Origin of the sequence: Allopontixanthobacter confluentis (assembly GCF_009827615.1) — a bacterium.
GTDB classification, from domain to species: domain Bacteria; phylum Pseudomonadota; class Alphaproteobacteria; order Sphingomonadales; family Sphingomonadaceae; genus Allopontixanthobacter; species Allopontixanthobacter confluentis.
Genome location: NZ_WTYU01000001.1, coordinates 1,160,490 through 1,180,791 on the forward strand (window position 1 = coordinate 1,160,490; position 20,302 = coordinate 1,180,791).

At 59.3% G+C, this 20,302-nt stretch carries 15 protein-coding genes; 3 read left to right on the plus strand and 12 right to left on the minus strand.

Annotated elements, in window-relative coordinates; all coding sequences use genetic code 11:
• Positions 1-80 precede the first annotated feature (80 nt).
• A complete protein-coding gene (locus GRI44_RS05500; protein WP_160600393.1) occupies positions 81-2,255 on the minus strand; it encodes a ComEC/Rec2 family competence protein in 2,175 nt (724 codons plus the stop codon).
• Positions 2,256-2,283: 28 nt separating this feature from the next.
• On the opposite strand from GRI44_RS05500, the gene gltX reads away from it, so the two are divergent.
• Together gltX and GRI44_RS05510 are read left to right on the plus strand one after the other, a co-directional pair.
• On the plus strand, positions 2,284-3,711 hold the full coding sequence (gene gltX, locus GRI44_RS05505; protein ID WP_160600394.1) for a glutamate--tRNA ligase: 1,428 nt from the start codon (positions 2,284-2,286) through the stop codon (positions 3,709-3,711).
• Between the two features lie 21 nt (positions 3,712-3,732).
• Positions 3,733-5,019, plus strand: coding sequence for a citrate synthase (locus tag GRI44_RS05510; RefSeq protein WP_202386146.1), 1,287 nt, complete (start codon positions 3,733-3,735; stop codon positions 5,017-5,019).
• Between the two features lie 65 nt (positions 5,020-5,084).
• Here the strand turns inward: GRI44_RS05510 and GRI44_RS05515 are convergent, their stop codons facing one another.
• The 4 genes from GRI44_RS05515 to GRI44_RS05530 all read right to left on the minus strand — a co-directional run bounded on the left by GRI44_RS05515 (position 5,085) and on the right by GRI44_RS05530 (position 9,102).
• Positions 5,085-6,500: a sensor histidine kinase gene (locus GRI44_RS05515; protein WP_160600396.1), complete on the minus strand. Its 1,416-nt coding sequence runs from the start codon at positions 6,498-6,500 to the stop codon at positions 5,085-5,087.
• Between the two features lie 3 nt (positions 6,501-6,503).
• Positions 6,504-7,472 carry a hypothetical protein gene (locus GRI44_RS05520; protein WP_160600397.1) on the minus strand — a complete coding sequence of 323 codons (969 nt, stop codon included), beginning with the start codon at positions 7,470-7,472 and terminating at the stop codon, positions 6,504-6,506.
• Between the two features lie 19 nt (positions 7,473-7,491).
• Positions 7,492-8,712, minus strand: coding sequence for a hypothetical protein (locus GRI44_RS05525; RefSeq protein ID WP_160600398.1), 1,221 nt, complete (start codon positions 8,710-8,712; stop codon positions 7,492-7,494).
• Between the two features lie 90 nt (positions 8,713-8,802).
• Positions 8,803-9,102, minus strand: coding sequence for an Hpt domain-containing protein (locus GRI44_RS05530; protein ID WP_160601306.1), 300 nt, complete (start codon positions 9,100-9,102; stop codon positions 8,803-8,805).
• Between the two features lie 72 nt (positions 9,103-9,174).
• Between GRI44_RS05530 and GRI44_RS05535 the strand changes: the two genes are divergently transcribed.
• Entirely contained in the window at positions 9,175-11,793 is a 2,619-nt protein-coding gene (locus GRI44_RS05535; protein ID WP_160600399.1) for a CCDC158 family protein, read from the plus strand.
• 16 nt (positions 11,794-11,809) lie between these two features.
• On the opposite strand, the gene GRI44_RS05540 is transcribed toward GRI44_RS05535, so the two are convergent.
• The 7 genes from GRI44_RS05540 to nuoL are packed head-to-tail and all read right to left on the minus strand — an operon-like array spanning position 11,810 to position 20,301.
• A complete protein-coding gene (locus GRI44_RS05540) occupies positions 11,810-12,085 on the minus strand; it encodes a DUF1467 family protein (RefSeq protein ID WP_160600400.1) in 276 nt (91 codons plus the stop codon).
• A gap of 5 nt (positions 12,086-12,090) precedes the next feature.
• Positions 12,091-13,737, minus strand: coding sequence for a ribonuclease J (locus tag GRI44_RS05545; protein WP_160600401.1), 1,647 nt, complete (start codon positions 13,735-13,737; stop codon positions 12,091-12,093).
• A complete protein-coding gene (locus GRI44_RS05550) occupies positions 13,734-14,510 on the minus strand; it encodes a type III pantothenate kinase (RefSeq protein ID WP_160600402.1) in 777 nt (258 codons plus the stop codon). Before GRI44_RS05550 ends, GRI44_RS05545 begins: the two co-directional genes overlap by 4 nt.
• A gap of 11 nt (positions 14,511-14,521) precedes the next feature.
• On the minus strand, positions 14,522-15,232 hold the full coding sequence (locus GRI44_RS05555) for a biotin--[acetyl-CoA-carboxylase] ligase (RefSeq protein WP_160600403.1): 711 nt from the start codon (positions 15,230-15,232) through the stop codon (positions 14,522-14,524).
• A 31-nt stretch (positions 15,233-15,263) separates the two neighbouring features.
• Positions 15,264-16,727 (minus strand): NADH-quinone oxidoreductase subunit NuoN, encoded by a 1,464-nt coding sequence (nuoN, locus tag GRI44_RS05560; RefSeq protein WP_160600404.1) that lies wholly within the window; start codon positions 16,725-16,727, stop codon positions 15,264-15,266.
• Positions 16,727-18,310 carry an NADH-quinone oxidoreductase subunit M gene (locus GRI44_RS05565; RefSeq protein WP_160601307.1) on the minus strand — a complete coding sequence of 528 codons (1,584 nt, stop codon included), beginning with the start codon at positions 18,308-18,310 and terminating at the stop codon, positions 16,727-16,729. Before GRI44_RS05565 ends, nuoN begins: the two co-directional genes overlap by 1 nt.
• Positions 18,310-20,301 (minus strand): NADH-quinone oxidoreductase subunit L, encoded by a 1,992-nt coding sequence (gene nuoL / locus GRI44_RS05570; RefSeq protein ID WP_160600405.1) that lies wholly within the window; start codon positions 20,299-20,301, stop codon positions 18,310-18,312. The genes GRI44_RS05565 and nuoL overlap by 1 nt, the downstream gene beginning before the upstream one ends.
• Between the last annotated feature and the right edge of the window lies 1 nt (position 20,302).

Consider the following 20,302-nt stretch of genomic DNA (forward strand, 5'->3'; position numbering starts at 1 on the left):
TTCGGCCTGCCCCGGTTCTCTGGCTCAGTTCCCGGGCCCTGCTCTATGCGCGCAGCTTCCAGGTCCGCTGCTCTCGTGGGTTACCAACCCCGCCACCAACCATGCTCCCCCTGCCGCTGCGCCACGGTTTCGATGCTGCCTTCACCAAGGTAGATCGTCAGACCGCCGGAACGCTGCAGCATGTTACGGTCAGCCCTCAGCCATTTGGGATGGCAATTGGCAGGCAGATACCGGTCGGCGATTACAATGTCGGATCGCCTGCATGCTTCATACAGGGCATCTCGCTCCACAAAATTGCGGGTTTTCGCCATCATCACGTGCCAGATACGTCCCTCTCGCTTCATCGTCAGAACGCAGAAGTCGGGACTGCACCGCGCGCCGGGCCACTTTGACAAGGGAATGGGCGTCCCGGGCAATCCTGCCAGTTCCATCAGATTATCCTGCGCGTAACTGCTTGTGCTGTCACGCAGGGTCAGCATCTGGCCTGCTTCCCCGGCAATGCCGACATGGCGGCCATCACCTGACACAAGAATATCCGGCACTGGCCTTCCCATCATTACCAGCGCCGCAATACCAGCCGGAACCAGCCCCAGCAGGCGGATTTTTCCTTTCCACAGAACCAGCCATAAACCGCCCGCAATAAATGCCATGAACAGTCCGGCACCCATTTCCGGCATCAGCCGGACAGCACCTGGCCGGGACGCTGTCCAATGGGCAATGGCCAGCAGCAGATCGAGTGATTTTCCAGCCAGCCACCACGCTGGCGCACCGGCTCCGAAACTGTCCATAAACAGCGCCACTGCAATCAGCGGCATGGAGAGGAAAGTAACCAGCGGAATGGCGATCACATTGGCAAAAGCGCCGTAGATCCCGGCCCTGTGAAAATGAAACATGACGATCGGCATCAGCGCAAATTCGATCGCCAGACCTGTCACCAGCAGCATCACTGTCCGGCGGCCCGCCCGTGCCAGTCCACTTTCCTCTCGCGGGGCGAGGAAAGCCCTGACAGGTGCCGAATTATGCAAGGCAATAATCACCAGAACGGCAGAGAAACTGAGCTGAAAACTGGGCCCAACCAAACTTTCGGGCCATAATACCAGCACAAACAGCGCCGCCACCGCCACCATTCTGAGAGAAAGCGGTTCGCGCCCAAGCGCAAGAGCGATCAGCACCAGCACAGCGCCGACGCAGCTTCGCACGGTCGGCACTTCTGCTCCTGTCAGCAAAGTATAACCGATGCCCCCCAGCGCCGCGATGGCAGCGGCAGCGACCGGCAGACGCACCCTGAGGGCAAGCCATTGCCATAATGCGAGCAACCGTATCGCCAACATATAGGTTGCCGCGATGACAGCGCTGACGTGCAAACCGCTGATGGACAGCAGATGCGTCAGTCCGGCATCGCGCATCGCTTCTTCGTCGGCAGCGGAAATTGCGCCGCGATCACCACTGGCAAATGCCGCCGCGATGGTGCCGGACGCTCCGCCAAGCTGGCTTCTCACATGGCGCGAAATGGACCGCTGCAATGATGCGATCCCGCCAGAGGGCGCCGGAGGGCTGATGATTTCCACTTCGCCCGATGCCGACCCGGTGGCGGACAGACCAAGAAACCACGCCGTGCGCGCAAAATCATACGCGCCAGGCACCATCGGCGGTGCAGGCGGCATCAGCCGCGCATTCAATTTGATGACCGCGCCTTCGCGTAGTGCGGGCTGGTCCGATGCTGTCGGCACATTGACACGGACTTTCTGCGCCGTGCCCGTCTCTGCATCTCGCATGGCGAGCAGCAGCCGCACCCGGTTTTTGGATGGCTGGTCTTCGCGTGACAGGACACGCGCTGTAATCTGGGTGAATGCCGGTTTGCTGATGGCCGCAGCGCCAACCATTTCCGACCGCGCCCACACAGTGGCAAGCCCGGCTGCAAAGACCAGCGCTGTCGCCGTAAGGGCAAGGCTGATTTCGGCGCGTTCCGGCCGTTCATACCACATCGCCCGCCCGCCTGTGATCACCAGAAAAGCTGCTGCAATGGCGCAGACCCATTGGAATGGATTGTCGAGCGCAAACCACGTCGCAATCCCGGCGGCGAAGAACACCGTCAGCCACGGCCCGCGATCAAACCCTGCATTGGCCAAAAATTCTTCGATTCCGGCGGCGATGCTGGACAATTTCACACGGCTACGCCAAGGACGCTGCACTGCAGCATCGCCAACGGCAGGACTGTCCCCCATGGGGATTTCTGTGAGCGCGCGACCTGCCATTATCGTATTGAAAAGGAAGCGGGTTCGTATGGCAAGCAATAGTGGCACGGTTGTTACACGCTTTGCCCCATCGCCAACGGGTTTCCTGCATATTGGCGGGGCACGCACTGCCCTGTTCAACTGGCTTTTTGCGCGGCACCACGGCGGCAAGGCGCTGCTGCGGATCGAAGACACCGATCACAAACGGTCAACACAAGAAGCAATTGACGCAATTCTGGAGGGTCTGGACTGGCTCGGGCTCGATTATGATGATGCGCCGGTGTTCCAGTCAAAACAGGCGCAGCGCCACGCAGACATTGCCCATATTCTGCTGGAAAATGGCTATGCCTATCGGTGCTATGCCACCACCGAAGAGTTGGAAGAAATGCGCGCCCAGCAGCGCGCTGCCAAACAGCCGCTGCGCTACGATGGCCGCTGGCGTGACCGCGACCCGTCCCAGGCGCCGGCCGACGTACCCTTCACCGTGCGGCTCAAAACACCGCAGGATGGTGAGACCACGATCAGCGATCTGGTGCAGGGCAGCGTTACGGTCCGCAACCAGGAAATCGATGATTATATCCTGCTGCGCGCTGATGGCACACCCACCTATATGCTGGCCGTAGTGGTTGATGACCATGACATGGGCGTAACGCACATTATCCGCGGCGATGATCATCTGAATAACGCCTTTCGCCAACTGCCGATCTATCGCGCGATGAACGCGATTGAAGGCGGCTGGGAAGACCCGATTTACGCGCATATCCCGCTGATCCACGGTTCTGACGGGGCAAAATTGTCCAAACGTCATGGGGCGCTGGGCGTGGAAGCATATCGCGACGAGATGGGCATTCTTCCCGAAGCGCTGTTCAATTACCTGCTCAGGCTGGGCTGGGGCCATGGCGACCGCGAGGAAATTTCGCGTGACGAAGCGATCGAGCTGTTTGACCTGAACGGTGTCGGCAAAAGCCCTTCGCGCTTCGATCTGAAAAAGCTGCAGAACCTTAACGGGCATTATATTCGCGAGGCTGATGATGCGCGTCTGGCCGGGCTGGTGGCGGAAACACTTGGTCAGACTGGCCAGATCGATCTTTTGACCAAGGCCATGCCGGTGCTGAAAACGCGCGCCCGTTCCATGAATGAACTGGCCGAAGGTGCAGCGTTCCTGTTCAAGACCCGCCCGCTTGAAATGACCGACAAGGCGGCCGGTTTGATCGACGATGATGCACGGCAGTTGCTGGCGCAGATTTCTGCGCGTTTGACGCAGGAAAATGACTGGACAACAGAGGCCCTCGAGGCCAATCTCAAGGAAATGGCTGAGGGTCTTGAACTGGGCCTTGGCAAGCTGGCGCAGCCCATGCGCGCAGCACTGACCGGGACAACAACCTCACCCGGAATTTTCGATGTTCTGGTCCTGCTGGGACGGGAAGAGGCAATCGCGCGGATTGACGCGCAGGCTGCCCCTTCTGCACAGGGCTAAACGCAATTAAGGAGAATGAACTTGGCGGATAAACAGGCAAAACTGGAACTTGGTGGGCAAGCACTGGATTTCCCTGTGCTGCAGGGAAGCTGCGGCCCCGATGTGGTGGATATCCGCAAGCTTTACGCGCAAAGCGGCGCCTTCACATTCGATCCCGGGTTCACATCCACAGCATCGTGCGAAAGCGCGCTGACCTATATTGATGGCGAAGAAGGCGTGCTGCTTCACCGCGGTTACCCCATCGGCCAGCTGGCAGAAAATTCCAGCTTCATGGAAGTCAGCCATCTGCTGCTGAACGGCGAATTGCCGACGCAGGACGAGCTGGATGATTTCACCTATACCATCACGCGCCACACCATGCTGCATGACCAGCTGCGCCAGTTTTATCAGGGCTTCCGCCGTGACGCGCACCCCATGGCCATCATGTGCGGTGTGGTTGGCGCCTTGTCGGCGTTTTATCACGACAGCACCGATATTTCGGACCCTGACCACCGCAAGATTTCGTCGCATCGCCTGATTGCGAAAATGCCGACCATTGCGGCCAATGCCTATAAATATTCCATTGGCCAGCCGTTCATGCACCCGGATAACTCGCTGTCCTATACCGGCAATTTCCTGCGTATGACCTTCGGCGTTCCGGCTGAAGAATATGAAGTGATACCGGCTGTGGAAAAAGCGATGGACCGGATTTTCATCCTCCACGCCGACCACGAACAGAACGCTTCGACTTCCACCGTGCGCCTGGCCGGTTCTTCGGGTGCCAACCCGTTTGCCTGTATCGCAGCGGGCATTGCCTGCCTGTGGGGCCCTGCCCATGGCGGCGCCAATGAAGCGGCGCTCAACATGCTGCGCGAAATCGGCACGCCGGACCGGATTCCGCATTATATCGAGCGGGCCAAGGACAAGAATGATCCGTTCCGGCTGATGGGCTTTGGCCACCGCGTATATAAAAACTACGATCCGCGCGCCACTGTGATGCAGAAGACGGTGCGCGAAGTGTTTGACGCCCTCAAGGTAACCGATCCGGTTTTCGAAACTGCGCTGCGGCTTGAAGAAATGGCTTTGAACGACCCGTATTTTGTCGAGAAAAAGCTGTTCCCCAACGTCGATTTCTATTCCGGCGTCATTCTGTCGGCCATCGGCTTCCCGACGACCATGTTTACTGCCTTGTTTGCGCTGGCGCGCACGGTGGGCTGGGTTGCCCAATGGAATGAAATGATTTCCGATCCCGGCCAGAAAATTGGCCGTCCGCGCCAGCTTTATACCGGCCCGACACAGCGCGATTATGTGCCAGTGGGCCAGCGGTAGGATTACGCAGTAAGGTTCAGACTATATATTCCTGAACGTCTGCCGAAATTATTCCGGGCGCTGAATTATTCAGCGCCCGGTATTTCCCCCGGTATTTCCAGAGTAAAGCGCGCCCCTTCACCGGGGCTGCTTTCAACTGTCAAATCGCCGCCCATCGCCCGTGCAATGCGGCGCGAAATATACAGGCCAAGGCCCGAACCGCCATCGCCGCTGCGCCCAAGGCGTTCAAACTTCTCGAATACAGCGATCTGCTGATCCGGCGACAGGCCAGCCCCTTCATCAGCCACGGTAATGTGGACTGTCGAACCAATTTTCGCACATTCGATCCGCACCCGCGATCCCTGCGGCGAATAGCGGATGGCATTGCCGACCAGATTCAGCAGCACCTGTAGCACCCGGCGAAATTCCGCGATGGCGCCCAGAGGAGCGTCAAGAGTTGGCAGGATCAACTCAATCCCGCGCTCCTGCGCGCGTACGCCCAGAATTCCTGCAGCTCTTTGGGCCACATCGGCCACATCTATACGGTCAGGCGCGGTGCTGAAACCGGCCGATTCCACCACTTCCAGATCGGACAGATCATCAATCAGCGCCAGCAGATGCTGCCCCGCTGACGCGATGTCCGCTGCATAATCGCTATATTCCTGCGCGAGCGGGCCTGCCAGCTTGCTGCGGATTGTCTCGGCATTGGCGATAATGCGCGCGATTGGCTGACGCAGCACTGGCGATAATTCACTGCCCAGCGAATTGCCCAATACCGGCTCACCCCTGGCAAGCCGCGGCCCGGTACCGGCGATGAACGGCGTTTGCGCCACCAGATACAGTTCGAAACCGGCGCTGCCTGCCTCTGGCTGGCCCAGCGGCACCAGCACGGCCTTCCACTTGCGTTCAGACCCTTCGATAATGCATTCCGCGCCGTCAAGCAGTCGCCAGTGCATGGGCTGTTCATGGCTGTTACCGGGGAAAACCACAAAATCGGTCCACGGACGGCCCATACCCGACCGCATCCGCTGAACCAGTTCTGCAAGATCGGGCGCTGTGCTTTCAACGGTAAGCACATGCTGGCGCGGGTCCAACCGGGATGTCAGTTCGGCAATGGCGCGGTCAATTTCCAGCTGGCGCGAGGCAGCCAGTTCCTGATCATCACCCGGCAGGGGCGAGGTTTGCCAATTGGCCAGGTGAATTGTGCAGCCGCCCTGCCCGGCGCTGTCAGCACCGGTTACAGCCCCTTCAGCGTGGGGCGAAATTTCCACCCACGCCTTGATCAGTTCGTCGCCATCAATGGCATGGACCATCCGCGCCAGACGCAGGCCATATTTGCGGGTCTTGCGAACCAGTGCCAGCAATTCGGGTATGGCGATTTTGCCGGGCAATGTCCCGCCGCAGCGCAATTGCAGGCCGGCCAGCGGCTCGTCCGCCTCGATCAGGCAGTCATCCGCATCCGTGCGCGCGCGGGCGAGATAGGAAGTGGTAGCGGCGTTCATCGCTTAACCTGCGGTATTCCGCCGGCTTGCCGCCAGCAGAATGGCCGCACGTTCCGCGCTGAGTGCCTCCACACCGGCAGGCAGAGCCGCATCCGGGTGAATGAACAGGAATTGCTTTTCCAGATCTCTGGGCGAGACGCCTGCTGCCCGCATGGCAAGGGCCAGGCGCGTCATCTGCCTGTCATTGGTCGAAATCGCAACAATGTCACGATCCTGACCCGATGCGCTGGCAAGCGTGGTGAGGAAAATGGCGAGGCCTGCATGATCGAGTGACATGGCGGCCATTGCCCCCTTGCCCATCATCGCCACCGAACGTGCCAGCAGCCCCGCCCGCGATGCGCTCTCGTCGAATGTGGCGCGCGCTGTGGCCTGCGCCTTGGCAACCGCTGGCGCTGCATCATCGACAGAGCAATTGGCCCAGATGAGCAAGGCATTATGAAACAGGTCGCCCGGCAGTTCATGCACCGGCAGTTCCATCCGCCGCTGCTGCTGGATAAAGCGCGCCTGCGCTGTCAGCGCGGCCATGGCGGCACTGGCCGTGCTGCCATCATCCGATGCGATAAGAGCCTGCAACAGTGGCGATAGTACCGGGTCTATGACATTGCGCGCTTCGAGACGCATGGCCAATTGCCATTCCAGCGCCAGCGCATGGCAATGTGTCAGCAGCGGCTGAAACCCTGCCAGTTCTGCCGCCAGCGCATCACGCCTTCCCTGCGCAAAGGCATAAGGCTCGGCTTCGCCCGCTTCTTCTGCCTGTGCCAGCAGCAATTGCATGGCCACATGGGAAACCATGCCGCGGACCCGCGCAACCACTTCATCGCTGAACAGCGACTGGTCCTGATTGGCGAGCAAATGGCCGAGCACAGGGCCGATTGTGCCAAGCACAACGTCACCCTGCGCGAGGTCATCGCTCAGGGCGCTTTCAGTCAGCGCTTGGGGCAGCAGGGATACACCGCTCTCGATCATGGCCATATCCCATACATATGCATGGTTAAGCCCGCGTTAGCCCAGATCGCACTGTATCAAACAGGATCACTGCCAGTAAAACAAGGCTTAGCATTTGAATTGTAAGACTTAATTGCCCGCCATACGCTGCGAACGACAGGATAATCAGCATTAACGGCCGGTCGGACAGGACAATTTTCCATGGTTTCAATGGCAGATTTTCCGCCAGCCGGCAGATGATAATGAGACAAAGAATGCCAAGCACCGCGGATGATTGCTCGAAAGACGGCGCCGCCAGCCATGTCAGCGCCGCAATGCCGGCGTCAATCGCGATGGAGCCGGCACGGGCCATTGACCATTGCATGGGGCGTCCGGCGACTTCGCCAGTGCTTATGCTGCGGCCCACAGCCTCCACCGATAACAGCGTTTTGCCAAGTCGCGCTGCGAAGGCAGCGAGAGCCAGCATCACCAGCCCGGCAACCGGTTCGGCAAACCAGCCCGCAACGCCTGCCAATCCGGCCACGCCCAGTGCGGCCAGCATGATGCCGCGCCCGCCAAGCGGTGCGCCGTCCGGCCGTGACGCCAGCCTGATTGCGCTGCGATCTGCAACCGCCAGCATGGGGGCATAAATGGGGGCGACCTCGGTAAACCGGTCAAGCCAGGATGTTTCCATGATGGCGGCATCACTCTGGGAATGGACCAGCCCCCATTCGCGCCCGGCCAACGTATTTCGCGGCATCATCTTGATGGCAGTGCCCGATTGCAGGGCAATCCGCAGCAGGCTGGGCACCGGGTCCGCATCGGCAGACAGGTCCGCCAGACGCTCAGCAGCGGAGCCGCGAACCAGAAACAGACCGGCCCAGGCATGGTCGCGGTCAATCCGCTCATATCCGGCAGCCACGCCTTCATCAGCGGGAAAGGCAAGGACGCAAGGGTGATCGCCGATCAGTCTGGCGGCCAGCGCCTGATCGGTTAGCAGGCTGTCTGCAAACACCAGCAATTCATCGGCGGCTTTCACCAGCCCTGAAAGCGACCGGTTACCGTGGATGATGTGAAACTGCACGCCAGCATCTTCGGCCACATGCTGCAGGGCAACCAGTTCCGGCGGCAGGCCGACAGCATGGCAGGCAATTCGCTCGCACCCCAGGGCGATGGCACATTCAAGCTGATGGCGCGCAATGGTTCGGCCGGCCACGGGTAGAAAGGCCGCCGGATCGCCGCCAGTGTCGTTCAAGGATTCAATGGTCGATAAAAGTGCGACCCTCACGTGCCGGCTCCCTGCTTTGGAATGCTGGCTTTAGGCGGCGGCAGGCGATGTGCCAAGCGGCCAGCGGCGCGCGCGTGCGGGCTGGCGCTGCTAGGTCGTGAAATCGAAGAGAAAATTTTCGATTTTACGAATAATCGCAGGGTCGCCGGGCGCCGAGGCAATGGCCTCGTCAGCCAGAAAAATCAGGCTGCTGGCATGAAAGCTGGCGGCAAGACCTTTCAAGCGCATGGCAGCAACATTCCAGTTGCCATCGCAGCGGGAACGTCTGAGCAAATCCACTTGCCGTTCGAGGCTTTCGACAAATGCGTGGCGCAATTCCGCCAGCAAGGCAGCATCATCGCCTGCTGCGGCTGCCAAGGTGGCATCGAGAGCGCCGTTTTCATACAACATAGCCAATAATTCTTACGTCCAGAGGGTTAAGACGGGGTTTAACACTTTCACAAAAGTGATAGTTTCCCCTTTATGAGCAGTGGATCAAACATCCGGGCCGTTGGGCCTGACACCGCGCCAGAGGCGCAGCCCAGCCATTTGGATGCAATGGCCGAAGAACCATTCGCACTGGAAGACGAATGGGTTGACGACTGGGAGGAAACTGCCCCTGCCCCGCGTGACAAAGGCTGGATCATGCCTGTCGCTGCTGGCGTGATCATTGCTTGCTGGACGGCGTTTTACGGATGGGCCAACCGGTCTGAAATGCTTGGCGGCGGTTCTGCGCAGCAATGGACTGCGTGGATTGCGGCATGGGCAGTTCCTGTGCTGCTGGTGGTGTGTATGTGGATATTGGCATCGCGCAACAGCAGTCGCGAGGCCGTGCGCTTTGGCCAGGTTGCGCGCCTGCTGTCGGACGAATCGGCAGCGCTGGAAAACCGCCTGTCCGTCGTAAACCGCGAATTGAGCCTCGCCCGCGAATTTCTGGCGGCGCAATCGCGCGAACTGGAATCGCTTGGCCGGATAGCAGCGGAGCGTTTGTCGCACCATGCTGACCATTTGCAGAGCCTGATCCAGTCCAATGGCGAGCAGGTTGACCGCATTGCCGATGTCAGCACCAGCGCGGTTGAAAACATGGTCCGGCTGCGGGACGATTTGCCCGTGGTGGCCAATTCGGCGCGTGATGTGACCAACCAGATTGGCGGCGCGGGACGCACGGCCAATGCGCAGATCGAGGAAATGATCAACGGCTTTGGCCGGCTCAATGATTTCGGGCAGGCGAGTGCACGGCAGGTCATTGCCTTGCAAGGCCGGATTGATGCGGCACTGGCCGGGTTTGAAGTGCAGACAGGGCAGATGGAAACCATCGCCAGCACCCGGTTTGAAACTCTGCGCGCCAGAAGCGAGGATTTCCGCGCCGAACTGGATGGCCGCGAAGTGGAAGCGCTCGCCGCCATGCGCAGGCGCGCTGATACGCTGGCGGCCGAATTGGCCACCGCGCGCGATGCGCTCGACAATCAGGAAGAAGAAGCGATTGTATCGCTGAGGGCGCGGATCACATCCATCAAGGATGAGACAGGCGTGGTTGGCCGGTCAGTCCGGGAAAGCGAAAATCTGGCGATTGCCGCATGGGCCGGACAGATTGACGCCATGCAGGCCCGGCTTGCAGAAGCAATAGCCACTGTCACTTCCATCGACGAAGCTGCGCTGGCGGCATCCAACCGCAAATTGCAGGATTTGAAGGACGAGGCCGAACGGGTCGATGCGATCATGACAGATCGCAGCAGCGCTCTGGGTCATCAGCTGGATATGCGCCGCAGCCAGATGGCGCAGGACGAGCACGAAGCCACCGCTGCCCTTGCGCTTCAGCTTGCCGAACTGGATGCAGCCATCGCGGCCCGCCGCGCCGAGCAGATTGAACATACCAACAAGCTGGCTGAACATGGCGAGGCCATTGCCCAGCGAATGTGGGATTTGCGGTCAGATCTGGAAAGTCTGGCACAGCAAGGCAGCGATACGCAGAGCCTGTTGGGGCAAAGCGCAGCCGATCTTGCCGGGCAGCTGAAACAAGGCCGGGATAGCGTAGATGGCACCGCCAATGCCATTCGTACCCTCACCGAAGAAACAGTGCGTTTGCTCGAACTTATTCAGGCAAGCGCGGTCCACAGCCGCAAGGATCTGCCAGGCGCGATCAGCGAGGCAACGTCCCTGCTTTCCACCACTGAAGAACGGGTGAACAGCCTGCATGTGCTGCTGTCAGAAGCGGGCAGGAAGGGTGAGGAACTGTCGGAATATGTGCTGGCTGCGCAAGACACAGGCAATCAGGCAATCCGGCAGGCAGATGCATTTCACGAGCGCCTGTCGCACGCAAATGCCAGCCATCTTGATGAAATTGAGCGGCTACAGACTTCGCTCGCCGCCCTGGGTGAAAACAGCGAAGCGCTGTCCCACCGTGCCCAAGCTGAACTCAGCGATGCCATCGCCAAACTGGAAACCGCGGCGCGTGATGCAGTGGCCGGGATTGAAACCGGATCAGCCGCGAAAATAACGGCGCTTGCGCAGAACATCGGCAGCCAGACAGCAGAAGCAATCGAAAACGCGGTAAAGGCCCGCACCGTGGTTGCCGTTGCGGAGCTGGAAACCGCCGCTGCCAATGCATCAGGCGCAAGCCGAGAGGCGACCATTCAGCTGCGCGATCAGCTGGGCAAGGTGAACGAACTTGCCAGCAATCTGGAAAGCCGCGTTGCCCGCGCCAGAGAACGCGCGGAAGAACAGGTCGATAATGATTTCTCGCGCCGGGTGGCTCTCATCACCGAAAGCCTCAATTCCAACGCGATCGATATTTCCAAGGCATTGTCGAATGATGTTACCGACACTGCATGGGCGGCATATCTGCGCGGAGACCGGGGCATTTTCACGCGCCGTGCAGTCCGCCTGCTCGACAATACGCAAGCCCGCGACATTGCAGAAATCTACGCGGCTGACAGCGAATTTTCCGCCAATGTCAGCCGGTATATCCATGATTTCGAAGCGATGCTGCGGACCATGCTTTCCACCCGCGATGGCAATGCGCTGGGGGTTACAGTGCTGAGTTCCGACATGGGCAAGCTGTATGTCGCGCTCGCGCAGGCGATTGAGCGGCTGCGTAATTAAGCAGGCGCAGTCTGCGTCAGGGCATTTCCGGCGGGTTGAAGAAGTTCACATCATCAACCGTGACCCAGCCATTATCATAATTGAGCACGTAAAGGGTCGTGACAAGCACCGCGCACACGGATGCGATGATGACGAGGCGCAGGGGCCGGAAATTGGCAGGCGCGCTGTCCGCCTGACCGGGAATTTTGTCGACGCCCATTTCATCATGCGTCTTCACGCCGAAAGGCAGCAGGACAAAGGCGCACATCACCCAGAACAGCACGAAAATCGCAATGATGGACGTCCACTGCACCGTGATCAGCCCCCTATCAGAATGACTTTGACCTGCGGTCGCTTGCCGCTCCACCGCGTTGCGGCCCGACGGGTCGCCAGACGCACAGCTTCGGTCAGGGCTTTGCGATCCTTGCGGGCCGGCCCTTTCAGCTTGCCCAATGCCTGAACAATATCGGCCGATGCTTCAACCTGGAATTCGGTCATATCTTCATCAAGCGGCATGCCCAGCACTTCAAAATGCGGTCTGAGGCTGGAATCAAGCGCAACCACGATCACGCCTTCGCGGGCCATGCGGCGGCGCATGGAAATGGCCTCGCCATCGGCCGGCACGATCATATCGCCGTCCAGCACCAGACGGCCCGTGCGCACTTCGGCCAGCTTGCCCGGTCGGCCGGGTGCCAGCCTGATGATATCGCCGTTTTTCTGGAAAACATTATGCGGAATGCCGGCCGCCTGCCCCACCCTGACCTGTTCCTGCATATGCCGGATTTCCCCGTGCACCGGCACCAGAATTTCCGGACGGAGCCACGAATACATGGCTTCCAGTTCAGGACGCCCAGGGTGGCCGGAAACGTGGATTTCGCTCTGTCGGTCGGTCACCATCACGATGCCGCGTTCTGCCAGCTTATTCTGCACCCGCCCGATGGCAATTTCATTGCCCGGTATCTGGCGGCTGGAAAACAGCACGACATCGCCTTTTTGCAAGCTGATCGGATGGTTGTCTTCTGCCACGCGCGCCAGTGCCGCGCGCGGTTCGCCCTGCCCACCGGTCGCCATGATCAAAACGTCGCCACGCGGCAATTGCATGGCTGTCTGGAAATCCACCGTCTTGGGGAAATCCTGCAGATAGCCGCTATCCTGCGCCACTTCGATGATGCGGTCGAGCGAACGCCCGGCAACGCATAATTTGCGGCCCGTGGCCTTCGCCACTTCGCCCAGCGTGTGCAGGCGGGCAACATTGGAAGCAAATGTGGTCACCATGACGCGCCGGCCTTCATGCCGTTTCACTTCATCCATCAGCCCGCGATAGACACCGCCTTCGGAACCGCTGGGGTTCGGGTTGAAGACATTGGTGGAATCGCACACCATCGCAAGTATGCCGTCATCGCCCAGTTCGGTCAGTTCTTCCTGCGTCGTGGGGTCGCCGATGATGGGTTCTTCATCCAGCTTCCAGTCGCCAGTGTGGAAAATGCGGCCATAAGGCGTATCGATAATCAGGCCGTTGCCTTCGGCAATGGAATGCGCGAGCGGGACATAGCCAATGTCGAACGGGCCAACCGCGAAGCTGTCGGTGCCTTCGATGACATTCAGCGTGATTTCGCCCAGCAAGCCGGCTTCTTCCAGCTTGCGCGAAATCAGGTCGGCGGTGAACGGTGTTGCATAGAGCGGAACGCCCAGTTCCTCTGCAAAATAAGGGATCGCGCCAATGTGGTCTTCATGGCCATGCGTCAGCACAATGCCGACCAGATCATCCAGCCGTTCCTCGATGAATTCCAGATCGGCAAACACCAGATCAACACCGGGATATTGCTCACCGGAAAATGTCATGCCGAGATCGACCATCAGCCATTTGCCGTCACACCCATACAGGTTGACGTTCATGCCGATTTCCGCCGAACCGCCAAGGGCGAGAAAAAGCAGCTCTTTTTCCGGGGTAAAATCTTTCTTCATGAAATGGCCCGACGCGCCAGAATGGCGAGCCCTTCCAGAGTGAGGTCGGAATCCACCGCGTCAAACATTTGCGTGTGCTTGTCGAACAGGATGGCAAGGCCGCCAGTGGCGACCACTTTGGCGGGCCGGCCTATTTCTTCACGCATTTTGGCAATCAATCCTTCCATCATCGCGACATAGCCCCAGAAGACCCCGATCAACATCTGGTCTTCGGTATTACGTCCGATAACGCTGGTGGTGCGCGGCGCTTCTATCGCGATACGCGGCAGTTTGGCAGTATTGCCGACTAAAGCGTCGAGCGAGAGGTTGATTCCCGGCGCAATGATGCCCCCCTTATACGCTCCGGTGAAATCCACCGCATCGAAAGTGGTTGCGGTGCCAAAATCGATCAGAATGAGGTCGCCTGCAAATTTGGCATGGGCGGCAATCACATTCAGCACCCTGTCCGCCCCTACCGAGCGGGGCTCGTCCACATCCAGCGTCACGCCCCAGTCTGCCACGCCTTCGCCTGCGACCATGGGGGTAACGCCAAAATATTTCTCGCTCAGCACGGTCAGATTATGGATCGCGCGCGGGACGACGGAGCCGATAATGAATTGCCGGATTTCGGCCCGGTCAATCCCTTCCAGCGCAAGCAGCTGTGTCAGCCAGACGGCATATTGGTCACCCGTGCGGCGCGGGTCGGTGGCGATGCGCCAGCGCGTGCGCACTTCTGCCCCGTCAAACAGGGCGAAGACGACATTGGTATTTCCGACATCGGCGACCAGCAACATGTGCGTTTCCTTCAAGCGAGCATCACATCGCCGGCGTGGATGGCACGGGTGGAGCCATCAGCCAAGCGCAGACGCAGAGAGCCATCATCCGCCAGACCGTCGAACTGGCCCTTTATGATGCCTTCGGATTGCTCATTGACGTGTAACGCAGTGCCGCGCGGATGTGCTGCGCTTTCCCAGCGCCGCAGCAGGGAATCAAGCCCGTAAGTGCGCCAGCGCTGCAGTTCGGTGGTAAAGCTGGATGCAAGTGCCGAGGCAAACAGGTCACGGTCCGGCGCCGGACCAATGTGGCTTAACGCAGCCGTTGGCCGGTCCGGCAAATCCGGCGCGTGCACCAGATTGAGGCCAATGCCGACAATCACGGCATCCCCCTGACCTTCCAGCAGAATGCCTGCCAGTTTTGCACCGGACAGCATCAGATCATTGGGCCATTTTAATTTCAGAACCGCCGGGTCGGCACAAAATGCCAATGCAGCCTCGTAAACCGCAAGTCCCGCGACCAGCGCCAGGGTCGGCGCTGGCGGATCCCTGTCGGACGGATAGACAACGGTGGAGCCCAAGAAATTACCATGGCCGTCAAACCATGGGCGCCCATGGCGGCCCCGCCCTGCGGTCTGCCGGTCAGCAACCAGCCAGAACCCCTCGGCAATGCGATCGCCAGCTTTCAGCCGGGCGGCGATATCGGCATTGGTCGATCCGGTGTGGGGGAGCGTTTCAATCAATATTCTGGCAAGCGTCAGGCAAGTGGCTGCATCAAACCGTGAAGAACAGCGCTTGTGCAGCGCGGTTCGCCGCCATGCCCAGCGGTATCGTCAGCAGATAGCCAAGCGGCGAGACGACCAGCGCACACAGGCCCAGCACGGCCCAATGGCTGAACTCGCTCTTGCCAACCACCACATTCGCAGGCTCGTCAAAATACATGATCTTGACGATCTTGAGATAGTAGAACGCGCCAATTACACTGGCTGCGATACCGATTGCGGCAAGCACGACCAGATCAGCCTGAACCGCGGCCTGGAACACCACGAATTTGCCCCAGAAGCCGAATAGCGGCGGAATGCCCGCTAGGCTGAGCATCATGGCTGCAAGGCACAAGGCCAGCAGCGGGTTGCTGCGCGACAGGCCGGCCATATTGGCAATCGATTCCACCTGATCGCCATTGGCATCACGCATCATCAAAACCGCAACAAAGCTGCCGAGCGACATGGCGACATAGATGGCGAGATAGACCAGCATCGCGCTGACACCCGCTGTGGTTGCCGCCGCAAGGCCGATCAGGATGAAGCCGACATTATTGATGGACGAATAAGCAAGCAGCCGTTTGACATTGGACTGACCGATGGCACCCAAAGCACCGATGACAATTGACGCAAGCGCTGCGAAAATCACGATCTGCTGCCAAGCGGGGACCTGGTTGCCAAACGCATCAAGCGCGATCCGCGCTGTCATGGCAATGGCGGCCACCTTGGGTGCTGTGGCAAAAAAGGTCGTCACGGGCGTCGGGGCGCCTTCGTAAACATCCGGCGTCCACATATGGAACGGGACCGCGGAGATCTTGAACGCCAGGCCAGCGAGAACGAAGATCACGCCGAACAATGCGCCTGTGCCCAAGGTGCCGTCAAATGCTGCACGGATCGAACCGTAGCTGGTGCTGCCCGAAAATCCGTAAACCAGGCTCATCCCGTACAGCAGAATGCCGCTGGCCAGTGCGCCGAGCACGAAATATTTGAGACCTGCTTCTGCCGAACGGTCATCGCTGCGCATGAAAGAGGCGAGCACGTAGGACGACAGACTGCTGAGTTCGAGGCCGATATACAATGTCATCAGATCGACCGCGGACACCATCATGCCCATGCCGACCGAGCCGAACACCATCAGCAGCGGATATTCCGGCCGATATTCGCTGCCCTTTGCGAAGAACCGCGGGGTCACGATAAGGCAACCGATGCTGGCAAGGTAGATCAGCAACTTGGCCAAGCCGCCAAATGCATCCATCCGGTATAAACCGCCAAACGCTTCAGCGCCCTGCACTGAGGTATCGCCCAGAATTTGGGACGCTGTAATGGCGCTGGCGCCGAACAGGGCGGCCACTGCCAGAATGGTGCACAGGCGGCCCGCATTGCGCCCGCCCCATGCGGCAATCAGCGTGAGCACAAGGCCGCTGACGGACAGGAAAACTTCCGGGCCTGTCAGGTAGAGGGAGTAACCGTAATCCATCAATGCGCTCCCTCGGCGGCTTCGCCATTTGCGGCAGCCTCGCCGGTATGTTCGCCTGCCACATGGGGCATTTCATTTGCAATTGTCTTGCGCGGGGTGCCCGCCACCAGTTTCGCATCGCCGTCAGGCGCAGCACGGGCAAGACGTGCATCCAGTGTCGCGATGTCCTTGCGCATTGGGGCAAGGAAGCTCTCCGGATAGACACCCATCCATAAAACCGCCGCGGCAATCGGCCCAAGCATCAGCCATTCGCGAATGGTTATGTCCTGCATGGCAGCCGCATCGGCGTTCTTCTGCGTGCCAAAGGCCACGCGGCGATAGAGATAGAGCATATAGCCCGCGCCAAGGATGATGCCGGTGGTGCAGACCAGCGTCACCACGCTGGACACTTCATAAATGCCCGCCAGCGCCAGGAATTCGCCGACAAAACCGCTGGTGCCCGGCAGGCCGATGCTGGCCATGGTGAACAGCAGGAACAGCATCGCATATTGCGGCATGTTGATGGCCAGACCGCCATAACGGTCAATCTCGCGCGTGTGCAACCGGTCGTAAATCACGCCGACGCACAGGAACAATGCGCCTGACACAAGGCCGTGGCTGAGCATCACGATCATCGAGCCTTCAAGACCCTGCACGTTGAAGGAGAACAGGCCCACCGTCACAATCGCCATATGGGCAACCGACGAATATGCGATGAGCTTCTTCATGTCGTTCTGCACCAGCGCAATCAGGCTGGTGATGACGACTGCCAGCATCGACAATGCGAAGACTAGCCACGCAAATTGCGCGGATGCTTCGGGGAACATCGGCAGCGAGAAACGGATGAAGCCGTAACCGCCCATTTTCAGCAGGACACCGGCCAGGATGACCGAGCCTGCCGTAGGTGCCTGAACGTGGGCATCGGGCAGCCACGTATGCACCGGCCACATCGGCATCTTGACTGCGAAACTGGCGAAGAACGCAAGCCACAGCCATGTCTGGGCCTGCGGATCGAAATCGTAATTCATCAGCGTCGGGATGTCTGTGGTGCCCGCTTCGTTCACCATCCACATCATCGCGATCAGCATCAGGACAGAGCCCAGCAACGTGTAGAGGAAGAATTTGTAACTGGCGTAGATGCGGTTATCGCCGCCCCAGATGCCGATGATCAGATACATCGGAATGAGGCCCGCTTCGAAGAAGATGTAGAACAGGAACATGTCCTGCGCGGCGAACACGCCGATCATCAGCAGTTCCATGAACAGGAATGCGGCCATATATTCGCCGACCCGTTTGGTGATCGAATTCCAGCTGGCCAGAATACAGATCGGCATCAGGAATACCGACAGCACGATCAGCAACAGGGCGATGCCATCAATACCCAGCGCGTAGCTGAAACCGGCAAACAGTTCAGCCTGTTCCGTGAACTGCCACTGCGCGCCGCCAATATCGTAATTGAGCCACAGCAGGATGCCCAGCGCCAGATTCGCCAGCGTCGCGCCCAGCGCGATGCTGCGCGCTGTTGCCGCTTGCACCAGCAGGCACAGGATGGCCGCTGCCAGCGGAACCAGCAGCATTATCGAGAGGATCGGGAAACCGCCCATCACATCAGAACCCAGGTAACGGCGGCGACCAGACCAAGCAGCATGACCAACGCATAGGAATAGAGATAACCGGACTGGACTTTCTGCGCAGCCACGGTGCCCTTGGACACCAGCCATGCCGCGCCATTGGGCCCGAACCGATCGATGATGCCTTCATCGCCGATCTTCCAGAACTTGCGGCCGAGCCAGAACGCCGGCCGGACGAAAACAAGATTATACAATTCGTCGAAATACCATTTGTTGTAGACGAAATTGTGCAGGTTGCGGAACTGCTCGACGAATTTGCCGGGGATCGACGTGTCGCGGATGTAGGCCATCCAGGCGATGAGCACGCCCAGCAGCATCACGATTGTCGCGCTCAGCTTCACCCACAGCGGCACAGCATGCATCGCGTGGATCAGGTTTTCGTTATAATAAATGCTGCCTGCCCAGAATTCCGCACTGTCGAGGAATTGCGGGTTGAACACGAAGCCTGCAAACACAGCGCCGATTGAAAGAATGCCGAGCGGCACCAGCATACTCAAAGGGCTTTCATGCGGATGATAGCCGCCGGTTGTGTCCTCGCCCGCTTCCGCTGGTGTCTTGTGGACGCTGTGCTGGATGTGCTCGCTCTCGATCCAGCGCGGCTTGCCCCAGAAGGTTAGGAACATCAGGCGCCAGCTGTAGAAGCTGGTCAGCAGCGCTGCAAAGCAGCCGACCCAGAAGGCAAATTGGCTAAGTTCTGTCCCGCGCGCAAAGGCGACTTCCAGGATGGCATCCTTGGAATGGAAGCCAGCAAACCCTGCATGGAGCCAGTAGATGCCGACCCCTGTAATGGCGAGCGTGCCTGCCAGCATGGCAAAGAAGGTCAGCGGGATTTTCTTACGCAGACCGCCATAATAGCGCATGTCCTGTTCGTGATGCATCGAATGGATGACCGAACCTGCACCCAAGAACAATAGCGCCTTGAAGAAGGCATGCGTGAACAGGTGGAACATCGCCGCGCCATAGGCGCCAACGCCTGCGGCAAAGAACATGTAGCCCAGCTGCGAACAGGTCGAGTAGGCGATGACCCGTTTGATATCCCACTGCGTGGTGCCGACGGTGGCAGCAAACAGGCAGGTGGCAGCACCGATGAACGTGACAAAACCCAGCGCAACAGGCGCTGTTTCAAACATGGGTGACAGGCGGCAAACCATGAACACGCCTGCGGTCACCATGGTAGCCGCATGGATCAGGGCCGAAACCGGGGTCGGGCCTTCCATCGCGTCTGGCAGCCAGGTGTGCAGGCCAAGCTGCGCGGATTTGCCCATCGCGCCGATGAACAGCAGGATGCACAGAATATCCATCGTCTGCATACGATAGCCGAGGAAACCGATGGTTGCCCCGCTCATGGATGGTGCAGCCTCGAGAATTTCCGGAATGGAAACTGTACCAAACACCAGGAAAGTGCCGAAAATGCCCAGCATAAAGCCAAGGTCGCCCACGCGGTTGACCACAAAAGCCTTGATGGCAGCGGCGTTAGCGCTGGGTTTGCGGAACCAGAATCCGATCAGCAGATAGGACGCAAGGCCCACCCCTTCCCAGCCAAAGAACATCTGGACAAGATTATCGGCTGTCACCAGCATCAGCATGGCGAAGGTGAACAGGCTGAGATAGGCGAAGAAGCGCGGCTGGTCCGGATCTTCTTCCATATAACCCCAGCTATACAGGTGGACCAGGGCCGATACGGTGGTGATGACCACCAGCATGATGGCGGTCAGCGTGTCGACCCGTAGGGCCCAGTCGAAGCTCAGGTCGCCAGACTGCACCCATTGCAGAACCGGAACGACAGTTGCTTCGGCGCTACCGGCAACAAAGCCGAGAAAAATTGGCCAGCTGAGCGCGCAGGAAATGAACAGGGCGCCAGTCGTGATCGACTTGCTGACCGTGTTGCCCAGCGCACGATTTCCCAGCCCTGCGACGATAGCCGCGAGCAAGGGCAGGAATACGATGATGAGGATGGAGGACACT